The sequence below is a fragment of the Nitrosarchaeum sp. genome, from assembly GCF_025699065.1.
GTDB lineage: Archaea > Thermoproteota > Nitrososphaeria > Nitrososphaerales > Nitrosopumilaceae > Nitrosarchaeum.
On sequence record NZ_JAILWF010000007.1, the window covers coordinates 1 to 12,893 of the forward strand.

The 12,893-nt window shown below is 32.0% G+C and carries 13 protein-coding genes, 1 tRNA gene and 1 pseudogene; 4 read left to right on the plus strand and 11 right to left on the minus strand.

The features are described from left to right. The 4 genes and pseudogenes from K5782_RS08115 to K5782_RS08130 form a co-directional block, all read right to left on the minus strand. Positions 1-303 (minus strand): annotated as a pseudogene (locus K5782_RS08115) (hypothetical protein); the annotation flags it as partial. 56 nt (positions 304-359) lie between these two features. Further along, positions 360-977: a pyridoxal 5'-phosphate synthase glutaminase subunit PdxT gene (gene pdxT / locus K5782_RS08120; RefSeq protein WP_297465643.1), complete on the minus strand. Its 618-nt coding sequence runs from the start codon at positions 975-977 to the stop codon at positions 360-362. Beyond that, positions 974-1,942, minus strand: coding sequence for a pyridoxal 5'-phosphate synthase lyase subunit PdxS (gene pdxS / locus K5782_RS08125; protein WP_297465645.1), 969 nt, complete (start codon positions 1,940-1,942; stop codon positions 974-976). Before pdxS ends, pdxT begins: the two co-directional genes overlap by 4 nt. 31 nt (positions 1,943-1,973) lie before the next feature. Beyond that, positions 1,974-2,507 carry a hypothetical protein gene (locus K5782_RS08130; protein WP_297465647.1) on the minus strand — a complete coding sequence of 178 codons (534 nt, stop codon included), beginning with the start codon at positions 2,505-2,507 and terminating at the stop codon, positions 1,974-1,976. Positions 2,508-2,598: 91 nt separating this feature from the next. Here K5782_RS08130 and K5782_RS08135 point away from each other — a divergent pair. Further along, positions 2,599-2,750, plus strand: a tRNA-Trp gene (locus tag K5782_RS08135). Between the two features lie 10 nt (positions 2,751-2,760). On the opposite strand, the gene K5782_RS08140 is transcribed toward K5782_RS08135, so the two are convergent. Beyond that, the gene (locus K5782_RS08140) at positions 2,761-5,025 is read right to left on the minus strand and encodes an aconitate hydratase (protein ID WP_297465649.1); all 2,265 of its coding nucleotides are present in this window, start codon (positions 5,023-5,025) and stop codon (positions 2,761-2,763) included. 156 nt (positions 5,026-5,181) lie between these two features. On the opposite strand from K5782_RS08140, the gene K5782_RS08145 reads away from it, so the two are divergent. After that, positions 5,182-5,814 (plus strand): hypothetical protein, encoded by a 633-nt coding sequence (locus K5782_RS08145; protein ID WP_007551318.1) that lies wholly within the window; start codon positions 5,182-5,184, stop codon positions 5,812-5,814. A gap of 37 nt (positions 5,815-5,851) precedes the next feature. Here the strand turns inward: K5782_RS08145 and K5782_RS08150 are convergent, their stop codons facing one another. The 5 genes from K5782_RS08150 to K5782_RS08170 all read right to left on the minus strand — a co-directional run bounded on the left by K5782_RS08150 (position 5,852) and on the right by K5782_RS08170 (position 10,505). Beyond that, complete coding sequence (locus K5782_RS08150) at positions 5,852-6,421, minus strand: hypothetical protein (protein ID WP_297465651.1); 570 nt, start codon at positions 6,419-6,421, stop codon at positions 5,852-5,854. An 18-nt stretch (positions 6,422-6,439) separates the two neighbouring features. Continuing rightward, complete coding sequence (locus K5782_RS08155) at positions 6,440-6,679, minus strand: Lrp/AsnC ligand binding domain-containing protein (protein WP_048110523.1); 240 nt, start codon at positions 6,677-6,679, stop codon at positions 6,440-6,442. A gap of 48 nt (positions 6,680-6,727) precedes the next feature. Further along, positions 6,728-7,144, minus strand: coding sequence for an EVE domain-containing protein (locus K5782_RS08160; protein ID WP_297465657.1), 417 nt, complete (start codon positions 7,142-7,144; stop codon positions 6,728-6,730). Between the two features lie 341 nt (positions 7,145-7,485). Then, a complete protein-coding gene (gene pheT, locus K5782_RS08165) occupies positions 7,486-9,123 on the minus strand; it encodes a phenylalanine--tRNA ligase subunit beta (RefSeq protein WP_297465660.1) in 1,638 nt (545 codons plus the stop codon). After that, the gene (locus tag K5782_RS08170; protein WP_297465662.1) at positions 9,114-10,505 is read right to left on the minus strand and encodes a phenylalanine--tRNA ligase subunit alpha; all 1,392 of its coding nucleotides are present in this window, start codon (positions 10,503-10,505) and stop codon (positions 9,114-9,116) included. Before K5782_RS08170 ends, pheT begins: the two co-directional genes overlap by 10 nt. A gap of 51 nt (positions 10,506-10,556) precedes the next feature. Here K5782_RS08170 and K5782_RS08175 point away from each other — a divergent pair, with 51 nt between their 5' ends. Continuing rightward, positions 10,557-11,666 (plus strand): tryptophan--tRNA ligase, encoded by a 1,110-nt coding sequence (locus tag K5782_RS08175; protein ID WP_297465664.1) that lies wholly within the window; start codon positions 10,557-10,559, stop codon positions 11,664-11,666. Further along, positions 11,666-11,947 carry a hypothetical protein gene (locus tag K5782_RS08180; RefSeq protein WP_297465666.1) on the plus strand — a complete coding sequence of 94 codons (282 nt, stop codon included), beginning with the start codon at positions 11,666-11,668 and terminating at the stop codon, positions 11,945-11,947. The genes K5782_RS08175 and K5782_RS08180 overlap by 1 nt, the downstream gene beginning before the upstream one ends. Positions 11,948-12,094: 147 nt before the next feature. Here K5782_RS08180 and K5782_RS08185 read toward each other — a convergent pair whose 3' ends face one another. Further along, a complete protein-coding gene (locus tag K5782_RS08185) occupies positions 12,095-12,844 on the minus strand; it encodes a CxxC-x17-CxxC domain-containing protein (protein WP_297465668.1) in 750 nt (249 codons plus the stop codon). Positions 12,845-12,893: the final 49 nt, after the last annotated feature.

Sequence of the window (12,893 nt, forward strand, 5' to 3'; positions counted from 1 at the left end):
TTCCTTTTGTCTTTCTTCAGCTTTTTCTTTCTGTTCAGCTTTTTTCTGTTCTAATTCCTTTTGTCTTTCTTCAGCTTTTTCTTTCTGTTCAGCTTTTTTCTGTTCTAATTCCTTTTGTCTTTCTTCAGCTTTTTCTTTCTGTTCAGCTTTTTTCTGTTCTAATTCCTTTTGTCTTTCTTCAAATTCAGAGTCATCATCATTTGGAGATAGATTTTGTGCAAATGCATCACCATAAAATGACCCAAATATGCCTAATAGTAAGATTGAACATAATGTAAATGATAAAATAAAATTTGTTTTCATTTTAAAATTTTCCAAGTTAGGGTTAAAAAGAATTGCGATGAAGTTATCATAATGGACTAGTTTCTCGATTTCTTAATTAAATTTATAAAATATTTGTGTAATGACACGTCTTCTGTTAATTCAGGATGAAATGCTACGCCTAACATATTTCCTTTTTTGACTGCAACTATTTTTTCATTAAACTTTGATAAAACTTCTACACCTGAACCAGTATCAGAAACGGATGGAGCTCGAATAAAAACTCCGTTAAACTTTGGAATATCGATAGAATTCATAGAAATGTTTGCCTCAAATGATTCTTTTTGTCTACCAAACGAGTTTCTTTCTAGCTTAATGTCAAGTAAATCTAAGAGAGGTTGATCTGTTTTTCCTACAACGCGATCGTTTGCTGTTTTTGAAAGCATTATCATACCTGCGCATATTCCTAGTACTGGCATTCCTTGTTCAATTTTTTCTTTAATTATCTTAAGTGAACTATTTACAAGCGATAGTTGTCCTATAGTTGTACTCTCACCACCTGGGATAATCAAACCGTCTAGTTTTGAAATCTCTTCAGATGTTTTAACACCTACTACTGAACCTTCGACTCCTAATTCCTTAATTGCTCTTTGAGTTGATGTGATATTTTCATATACATCGCCTTGAATTGCCAAAACACCTACAGTAAGACTCATGCTAAACCACCACGATCTTGCATTCTCAATTCAAGAGTTTTAACATCTAATCCTAGCATAGATTGTCTCTCATCAATCATTTTTTGTGCCTCTTTTACTTTATCGGATTCATTCCAGAATGTAGTTGCTAGAACAATAGCTCTTGCTCTTTCTTTAGCATCATCTGCATTAAAAATTCCAGATCCTACAAATATTCCATCACAACCAAGTGACATCAAATATGCAGCATCAGCTGGAGTTGCAATTCCTCCTGCTGCAAAATTAACTACAGGTAATCTTCCAAGTTTAGCAGTCTTTGCAACTATATCATATGATACTTTGAATTCTCTTGCAATTCTAATTAGATCTTGATCATCACCAGAGTCATAAATTGATTTTATTGTTCTTAGTTCATCATTGACTTTTTTAATATGAGTAACAGCTTCTGCAACATTTCCAGTACCAGGTTCCCCTTTGGTTCTGATCATTGCAGCTCCTTCTTCAATTCTTCTTAATGCTTCAGACAGTGATCTTGCTCCATTAACAAAAGGTGTTGTAAAATCCCATTTCCAAATATGACGATGTTCATCAGCTGGTGTTAAAACTTCTGATTCGTCTATCATATCCACATTAGTTTCATCAAGAACTTTTGCTTCATAAACATGGCCGATTCTACATTTTGCCATAACTGGAATTGTAACTGAATCCATAATATCTTCGATAATTCTAATACTTGCAGTTCGTGCAACTCCACCTGCTTTTCTTACATCAGATGGCAGTTTATCTAAAACCATAACAGATACAGCTCCTGCATCTTCTGCAATTTGAGCTTGCTCTACAGTTGTAACATCCATCACTACACCATTTTTTAGCATATGAGCAAAACCACGTTTTAAAGTAGATGTTCCACGCAAAATATTATCAGAGTTAGATTTTTCTTTAATGATTCCTTTTGCATCAGTTCTTTCGCCTGAAAGTGAAAGCATAGTCAGAGTTTTATTAGAAGGTTATTTGTACCTATTCACCAATTTGCTCTATAATATTATCAAGTTGGGATTCAACCATTGATATTATTGGAGGTATAAATTGATCAGTTGCATTTTGTTCGGGCCAGTTAATTTGATTAATCCTTCCATTAAGTATAACTTTGATATTTGATTTTTGAAAATCAGTTACATTTTCACGAATTTGAAATGATTCTGAAGGAATTGAAATAAAACCAGTTTCTTTAATCAGAGCTTTTATTTTACGAAGTTTCTGTTCATCTAAAGTTGATTTGATATCTGGTTTTGAATACCCATCTTCAGTTACAGAATATTTTATTTCCCCATTATTTTTTATTAGTAAAATTTCTGTTTTCTGTGCTCCGAGTCTTTCAGTTACTCCAAAAGATATTTTCTTTAATTGATATTTTGCATATTCAATTTCCATCACATCACTTGAATTAGATGCAGAATATGGAATCTCAGGTTGTGTAAGTAATGGAATTGCAATTAAAATTGCAAGAATAGCAGGAATTGCAGCTATTACTATGACAATTGGTTTTACCATGATCTACCTTAACAGATGAAGCTCATGATTAATCGCAAATAAATCTTGGTTAAAATAACTTAAAATTCTAGTCTATTTCATTCTTGTTCGTGGGGTCGTAGCCTAGCCTGGTAGGGCGACAGTGCATACGTTAGATCACCGCTAAGGGCTCCAAAGGTAAACTAAGCTAAACTGACTCACGGATGATGTAAGTTTGGAGCTGTAGTGACCCGTAGGTCGCCGGTTCGATTCCGGTCGGCCCCACGTTAGAATATTATTTATTTTTTAAAACATTTAGTGCTGAACCAGCTTTGAACCATTCAATTTGTGATTTATTATAAGAATGATTAAGAGAAATTTCATTGTTTGTTCCATCTTTATGTTTAATGATACATTTTACTGGTTTGTGTGGTTCTAGATTATTTAATCCGATAAGACTAATCTTGTCATCTTCTTGAATTTTATTATAATCATCAGGATTACTAAAAGTCAAAGCTAGAATTCCTTGTTTTTTCAAGTTTGTTTCATGTATTCTTGCAAGACTTTTTGTGATAACAGCTGCACATCCTAAATATCTAGGAGACATTGCTGCATGTTCTCTACTACTTCCTTCACCGTAATTATTATCACCTACTATTATCCAACGCATTCCTTTTTCTTTATACTGTCTAGCAATTTTTGAAAAAGATTCTAGTTGATTATTTAAGATATTTTTTCCTTTACCAATTTCATCATTGAATGCATTGACGGCACCTAAAAGCATGTTATCACTAAGATTATCAAGGTGGCCACGAAGCGATAACCAAGCACCTGCAGGAGAAATATGATCGGTGGTACATTTTCCTTTTGCTTTAACCATAATAGGCAAATCAACAAAGTCTTTTCCATCCCATGGCAAAAACGGTTCTAAACGTTGAAGTCGTTTACTATTAGGATCAATAATTACTTCTACATCACTTGAATTTTTAGGAGGTGAAACAAATATTCCATCAGGTATCTTGAATCCATTTTTTGGAACTTCAGGGGCAGGTTTTGGTGGTTCAAGTTTAAATTTTGAACCATCTGCAGCAGTTAATTCATCTTTTAGAGGATTAAATGAAAGTCTACCACTTAGAGATAATGCAATAATCATCTCTGGACTACCAATAAAATTCAGTGTGTTTCTACGACCATCGTTACGACCCGGAAAATTTCTGTTAAAACTAGTAACAATTGTATTTTTTTCATCATTTTTCAATTCAGGTCTATCCCATTGACCAATACATGGACCACATGCATTTGCCAAAACTGTAGCACCAATATCTTTTAGTGAATCCATTTGTCCATCTCTTTCAATAGTACTTCTAATCTGCTCAGATCCAGGTGTGATTAGAAGTGGGATTTTAGATTTAATGCCTTTTAATTTTGCTTGTTCTGCTAAACTTGCTACTCTAGACATGTCTTCATAAGAAGAGTTTGTACAACTGCCGATTAATGCAACTGATATTGAATCAATGTATTCGTTAGATTTTACATCATTAGCTAAATTAGAAATTGATCTTGCTAGATCAGGAGTATGCGGTCCAACAATATGTGGTTCTAATGTTGAAAGATTAATTTCAATAACTTTATCAAAGAATTTTTCAGGATTAGATTCTACTTCCTTATCTGCAACAAGTAATTCTTTATTTTGATTTGCAAGTTCGGCAATTTTTTCTCTGTTTGTTGATCTTAGATAAGTTTCCATTCTTTTATCATATGGAAATATCGAACATGTTGCACCTACTTCTGCACCCATGTTTGTAATCGTAGCTTTTCCAGTACAACTGATTGTATTTGTTCCTGGTCCAAAGTATTCAATAATAGAATTTGTTCCTCCTGAAACTGTTAATTCTTCAGCAACTTTTAGGATGATATCTTTTGGCGCAGTCCACCCATTAAGTTCCCCAGTTAAGTACACTCCAATTCTTTTAGGATAAAGTAATTCCCATGGCAATCCTGCCATAGTTTCAGCTGCATCTAATCCTCCTACTCCTACAGCAATCATTCCTAATCCACCAGCATTAGGAGTGTGTGAATCAGTTCCAATCATTAATCCACCAGGAAATGCATAGTTTTCAAGAACAACCTGATGAATTATTCCTGCACCAGGTTTCCAGAAACCACATCCGTATTTGGCAGCAGCTGATTGTAAAAATTTGAAGACTTCACTATTTTCATCTAGTGCAACTTTCATATCAGCATCACCTGTTACTTTAGCACGTATCAAATGATCACAGTGAACTGTAGTAGGTAATGCGGTTTGTTTAAGATCTGCTTGCATAAATTGTAGCATTACCATTTGTCCAGTCACATCTTGTAAGGCTACACGATCAGGAATAAGGAACACATAGTTTTTACCCCCATCAAGATTTTTTTCTGCCATTTGTTCAAAATGTCCTGAAAGTATTTTTTCAGTAAGTGTTAAAGGTCTACCAATTATTTTTCGATATTTTTGAATATTTTCACGCGATTTGTTGTAAATACGAGTTACAAATTCAGGGGTAGTATCTATTTCCACAAATGTATGTCAATTTAACCGGAATTTAATATTTGCAATCTAAAAATTACTGCAAATATTGTGACAGGCATAGAAATTTCTTAACAATTATAAACTAAAAGTAGCTTTATAATTGATTGTTGAGTAATATCAGATATTCTAAAGTGAGGAATTCAAATGGTCAATAAAGGTTTTCCAAAATTTGGAATGTCCCAAGCAGGGGCATTTGTTGCAGCTTTAAAAAATTATAATCTCCCAGATTTTATTTTAGTATTGATTGCAAAAGAATGTAAATCAGATCTCCTAGAAAGAGGACGAATTGATGATAGATTACAGAGCATGAATGATGATGCCTTAGAACTGTTACACAAAGTATTTGTTGGATGTGAAGAAGATGCTGCAGGAAAATATGCACAGTATAGATTCTATGCTTATGTTTCTAGCATGTATCATAAATGCGAGGTTTTAGTAAATGAAACGATTCCAGGAGCGACTGGAACAAATCACAAAATACCTGTCGCGGTAAAAAATAATGGAATGTATATTGCAGTTGCAGTTAACAAAGCCACTGGAAATCCAGTAAATAAAAAAGAAACTACACGATTTTATGAAATGGTTGATGATATCAAAAAAGGTGATCATGGAACCATGTTAAGTGATGCAATCTATGGTTCTTCAGTAGGGTTTAGAGGAGATGCATTAGTAGAGCTTGAGAATTTGAGTAAATCCAGAACACATGATATTGAAAATAAACTTGATTTCAAAACAGCAAATTTTGAAAACAATATTTATTCAGTTACAAAGTGTTAATTAGAATTTATTGAAAAGTAGTTTAGTTAACTAGGTATTATTTTGTTTTTAGAGTAGATGTGTCGATTGTAAGAAACATTGGTTTGCCATCAGTTTTTTCAAAATTAGTCCCATATTGTTCAAAATCCAACTGATCATAGAAATGCTTTGTCCATACATCATGAACTATTTCTCTGAATTTTTTGTGTCCTGATACTCGTAAAAGTTCATGTGCTAACACATGAGAAACAGTTGTACAATTTTTTTCTGCAAGAAACAATGTGTCAAAATTATCTTTTGGAGGTTGCCACCAAACCATTCCAAAGTTTTCTGCTTGATAACCTTCACATGTACAATCAGTCCATAATGGTTTAAAATGACAAAGATAGAAATGAAAAATTTGAGGTCCTCTTTGTTGATGATCTTGAAGCAGTGTATGTGTATCTAATTTTTGAAATAAACGTCGTGGCTTTGTAATTAATTCATCACATTGAACTTCAAAATCTTTACCAAATTTTTCTTTGATCCAAACCTTGAAAAAACTTCCCATTTGTTTGACATATTCAAATTCAGGTTTACGTTTTTCAAGATCTTCTTCTTTTACAACAAAAATAAAATGTAAAATCATGGTTAGAAAAAAGAATGTTTATGATTGACCTTCTATACCCATAAGGGTTAGAGTTGATCTAATCTTTTCAATTTTTCGAATCTTCCAAGTAATTGTTTCTCTGAGTTTTTCTACAGTATCAGATTCAATCTTGGCTAAGATATCATATGCTCCGAAAGTGCCATGAACTTCCTTCACACCGTCTAGACCCTTAAGTTGCTGTATAATAGCCTCTTCAGAACCTAGTTCACAGTTTATTAAAACATAAGCTGTTGCCATGTATTCATTAAACAAAACGACTATATCAATAAACCGATTATGCCGAATTTAGTTTTGAGAAATATCAATAACAGCATCCCAAATTTGCTGTGGTACGGGCATTACAGATAATCTAGAAATACGGATAAGTTCCCAATTTTGAAATTTTTTCTGTTTTTTTATCTCATCTAATGTAATTGGACGTTTTAATGATTTTTTATATTTAACATCAAACACAATGAATCTTTTGTTATCTTCTTTTGGATTTGGATATGGATCTGAAATTACTTCCATAATTCCAACAATTTGTCGTTCATCACCAGTGTGATAAAATAAAACAAGATCTCCTTTTTTTATTTCACGCATATGTTTCAGAGCTAAATTATTATGAACACCGTCCCATACTGCTGTTTTATCTTTTTTTAGAGTTTCAAAATTATATCCTCGTGGTCCGCTAGGTTCTTGTTTTGCTAACCAGTAATTCACATTTTTGAGAGTTTACATCGTTATGAATGCTTTACGTTTTAAAATTGTTAAATGTTCCCCGGTTCTGACTCGCGCAAGATCATTGGTATTTTTAGCCTAAACCTCCTTGGGTTTTCTAACCGGGGTTTGCCCATATTGTAGCACACCTGGGTGAATTAGAAATCATTGGTATCAATACGATCGACATCATCCTAATCCGTCTGTGTGCCTGCTCTTGGGCGTTTAACTATAGATTTAGCTATGCTAAAAACCATTGATCAGAATTATTCTACGATATAAAGTAACTAAGCACAAATTTAGTCTAAATTAAAAAATATGATTGAAATAATCAAAACATAAAATTACTCAAAAATTAATCCAGAAAGAGAAATTTCAAATCCAACTATTGGAACACGTATTTTGTAGTTTTCAATTGTTTTTGAATTGATTTCACCAATCATTCCAATTGTTTTTCCATTTATTGAAATTGAAGCTGTTCGCCCTTCTTCAAAAATTGGATTGGACGAAGTTTTTGTCTCAATTTCTAAATTAAATCCTGTTTTTAATGCAGATTGTAAGATGGACTTAATTTCGGTAAAAGTTGCATCTTGATGTGCGCTAATTCCTGCAAGATTAGTTGTTTCATTTATGGGTTTTCCATATGAAAAAACAGTACCAGTTTCAAATAATTTCTGTGGATAAGCAGTATGAATATTTCTAGAAAGATTCTCTAACAATCCAGGAAGAATTGAATCTCGTAAAATTGTATGTTCTTGACTCTTTGAATCTAATACAGAGATCATATTTCTAGGTTCTCTGTTTGTCATTTCATATAGAACTCGTTTACTTGTCAAGCTTGAATTTAGAGCTTCAGTGTATCCCAATCCAACCATTATCAGACTTAAAGATTTGAGTTTTACAGATATTGAATTTGGTTGTCCCAAAGTTTGAGATGGCGATAAAATTGGAATTAAATTCTGGATACCATATCCCAATGAAACTTCTTCAACTAAATCCATTGGACCAAATATATCAAATCGATATGCAGGAACAGAACAGATAATATTTTTACCTTTCAAAGTAGCATCGAGTCTTGATTTTTTAAGAGATGAGATAATCTGAGAATTACTAAGATCAAGTCCAAGTGTTTGATTGATTAGATTAGAATTAATCAAGATTTTTCGGGGTTCTAATTTTGGTGAAGTATTTTTGGCTCCAAGAATTTTTGTAGAATAAAGAGTAAATCCAGCAATTTGAAGTATTGTGGCAACTACAGAAAGCATGTCTTCTGCATCCTCTTTGTTAATCCCTGTTACTTCAACAAAAAGATTTTTTGTTTTTGGAGTAACAGTTGTTACTGCGGCATTAATAATAGGTGGAAATGACATTGTTTGTTTTTTTGAATCTAAAATAAGAGGAATTTTTATTGAATTTCCAAGTATTGCTCCATATTCTTTCCCTACATCTGTACTACTAAGAATTTCAGTTATTGTAAGTTCACTTTTAGAATTTAATGGAATAAATCTGTGATCCCTATTAGTAGAAGTATATGTTAATGGAAAAATAATTTTATCTAAATCATGAATTCCAATTGAAGATTTTTTTCTTTTTCTACCAATTCCAAAATGAAGATCCTCTTGCATTGCCATTAGTTGTTTAATCAAATTGTCATCAACGTTTCCATTTTTTGCAATAACTCCAGTTACAAATGGTCTGATTTTTGATACCGATGGATCTACATGAATAACATAATTATTTGATTTTTTTATATTTAATTTGAAAATTCCTGTTTTGATTCCAAGTAGTCCTTGTAAACCAAGTGTAATACCTAAATCAGTAGAATAATCAGGTCGATTAGGACTATACTCAACTCTTACCAGATCTTTATCTTCAGATTCAATATCGAGTCCTAAGAAAGGAAGTGAGTCAGAAATTTGTTTTTTTGAAACTTTTCCAATTAATTTTTGGAGTCTGGAATAAGATAGTTCAACTACTGGCATTTTGTTGTACTCCTCAACCAACTCAAATTATTGTTGTAAAATTCTCGGACATCGTCCAAACCATATTTTAGCATTGCAATTCTTTCAATACCTCCACCCCAAGCTAGTACAGGTTTTGTAATTCCAAGAGGTTTTGTTACTTCAGGTCTAAAAATACCCATACCAAATAGCTCTACCCATTTTTCTAATCGATCATTGTAAACCATTGTTTGTAAAGACGGTTCTGTATAAGGAAAGAATGTTGGCCAGAATTTAATTTTTGTAATTCCTATTCGTCTGTAAAATTCTCGTTGTATTCCCATCAAATCACGCAGAGTGGCATTTTTTCCAATTACGATTCCTTCAATTTGATTAAATTCCACTAGATGTTTGTAGCTTACTTTTTCATTCCTAAATACACGTCCAAGAGAGAATACTCTAGCTTCATCAGATTTGTTTTCTGCAAGATGTTTGATTGTCACACATGTTGTATGGGTTCGAAGAACCATTTTTTGTGCTTCATTAATATCCCAATTATATCGCCAACCTTTTTTATGAGATTCAGAAATTTTTTTGATTTGTTCTGAAGTCCCAATTTTTTTGGTAGATATACCATCAAGATAAAATGTATCTTGTAATTCTCGTGCAGGGTGATCTTGAGGAGTAAATAACGCATCAAAATTCCAAAAGCTTGGTTGAGTCATACTACCAATTATTTCTGTAAAGCCTAATGTAACAAAGATCTCACGAATTTCATCAATAGTATCCTTGAGAGGATGAGTACGTGCAACAAATACGTCAGGCACTTTAGATTCAACATTTATCTCACCTGACAAACCAGTAGTTATTTCAATAGATTTTGCAGTATCTGTTAATGATATTTCTTTTGTCTTAATCACATTTTCTATTATAAAATCAGGTCTTTTCAAAATAAATGATAAATCATCTGCATCAATTTCATTTTTTGATATTTTATTTTCTCCAATTTGTTTTAGAGCTTTTTCTCCTGGAAGCTCAGAAGGGAAAGTTTTTAGGAAGATTTTTTCTTCAGATGCATCCACCCAATTGTTTTTTCTTGCCAATCCCATAGCAGGACCAAAAACATTTCCAAGTTCTTTTTGAAGATCTTGTAATGTTTTTGATTCGTGTTTTAATAAATCAAGTAATCTTCTTTCAGGCAATCCTTTATGAAATGATTCTAATCCATTTTTTCCAAGTGATAGGCTTATAGCTTGAGATTCGGTAACAACAGCTAAGCCTTTTAGTTTAAGCCATTCTATTCCACGACGGATTTGGTCAGGGGATAGATTTGTAGATTTTTCAAGGTTTTCAGGAGTTTGTTTTTCATTGTTTTTCAAAGAAGTGATAATTTTTTTTTCAATCTCATGAAGTACCTGCGACATCAGCAGAAAGACTGAAAAAGACTTTTTAAACCTTAACCTAAGTCAAAATGAATGTCAGCTGATGACTTTATTGTAACTCCTTGGCATGTTGAAGGTGATATTGATTATGATAAATTAATCAAAAAATTTGGAACTGAAAAAATTTCATCCGATATTCTTAATAGAATCAAAAAAACTACCGGCGAAGACCATTTTATGCTAAGAAGAGGCATTTTCTTTTCTCATCGAGAATTAAATAGAATTTTAGAGGATTATGATAAAGGTAAGAAATTTTTCTTATATACTGGTAGAGGACCTTCGGGACATACTCATATTGGTCATTTGGTTCCTTGGGTATTTTCTAAATGGCTACAAGAAAAATTTAGCGTAAATATGTATTTCCAATTAACAGATGATGAAAAATTTTATGCAAAACCAAATCTCACTTTAGAAGAAACTAGTAAATTTGCATATGAAAATGCACTTGATTTTATTGCTTTAGGTTTTAAGCCAAACAATACAAAAATAATTATCAATACAAAAAATATTCAAACATTATATCCTATTGCTGCACAAGTTGCTAAAAAAATTAATTTTTCAAATACAAAGGCAGTATTTGGATTTACAAATGAGACAAATATTGGAATGATTTTTTATACAGCATTACAATCTGCACCATGTTTCATTGAAGATAAACCAGTTTTGATTCCATTAGGAGTTGATCAAGATCCTCATTTTAGATTAACAAGAGACATAGCTCCAAAAATTGGAAAACAGAAACCAGCCTTAATTCATAATATCATGATTCCGGGGTTATCAGGACCTGGAGGAAAAATGTCAGCTTCAGATGAAAATGGAACTATATACACAACTGATTCTCCAAATATAGTAAAGAAAAAAATTAACAAACATGCATTTTCTGGAGGCCAGACAGATATTGAGCAACATAGAAAACTTGGAGGGAATCCAGATATTGATGTCTCTTATCAGTATCTTAGAATTTTCTTTGAACCAGATGATAATAAATTAAAATCAATTTACGATGATTATAAATCTGGAAAAATGCTTACTGGCGAACTAAAAGCAATATTAATTGAAAAAATAAACGAATTTCTTGCAATTCATCAAGAAAAAAGAGAAAAAGCAAAAGATCAGATCGAACAATTCATTTTTGAGAATTAATGAAAATCAAAATTAGATGCGACGATAAGTATGAGGCTCAAAAGCTATCAAGCCTTCTATTTATCAAAGACAAAAATGAAACTTTCATTACAGCAATTTTAAACATATTTGATAATGAAATAGTTGTAGCATTAAAAGATAAATCAGCCCACAGCATTCTTTTAAAAGATAAAGTAGATGTAGATGTATTTGCAGATTTTATTCAGTCAGTTATCGAAAACGAACATAAGATAGTTTCTACTGTAATGTTGGATGAATATGTAGAAATTGTAAAAGAGTAAATCAACCTGAAAATAATGTGTAAATTGCTACAATTCCAACCATTACAATAAGACTGATACCTAATGCTTTAAAATCATTATCCATAATTTGAAAATAAATAATCACATTAAAAATGTTAATAAATTCTTAAAAAGGGATTAGAAAAATTATCTTGGAAAATATCTGCTTTTTTTCTTCATAGATTTTGGTTTTTTATATTCAGTTTTGGCTTGTGGTTGTCTAATTTCATTGCAATTCAAACATAATACTCTCAAATCTTTTCTAGCCAATTCTGGTTCAGAAATATACTTTCCCCAGGATGAAGCAAAACCACCTCTTCGAATACTATCAAATGCGTCTTCATCATTAATATGATTAAATCCCAAAGCTCGTTCATCTTTGAATCCACAACTGGAGCATATTTTACCACCTAGAATTTCAAATAATTTTTCTTTTAGAGAAGAATAGAATTTTTCAGAACCATTTGAATAGAAACTCTCAGATTTTTTTAGGAATTTTTCATTTTTAGATTTAGCTCTAAAATCATCCTGACTAGATCTTGGTTCATCTCTGGAATATCTATCTCGAGATCTTGGTTCATCTCTGGAATATCTATCTCGAGATTTTTGTGGTTTATTTTTTTGAAAACATTCGCTACAATATACAGGTCTGTTAAATTTTGGTTCAAATGGAATTTGGCATTCATCTCCACAATCTCCACATGTTACAGTATGCATTTCTGATCTTCTTTCATTTCTGGAATATCTATCTCGAGATGGTCTTTCATATCTAGAATTTCGAAAAGAACGTGATGGTACGTCATCTCTAGAATTTTTAGAAGTTTGATTAGGTTTAGAATGTCGAACAAATTCCTTATCAGAATATTTAGCTTTATAGAAATCCATTTTCTTATACATATTCATCATTATTGATTATAGATAGTTAGAGCTTGAATTTGTGCCTAGA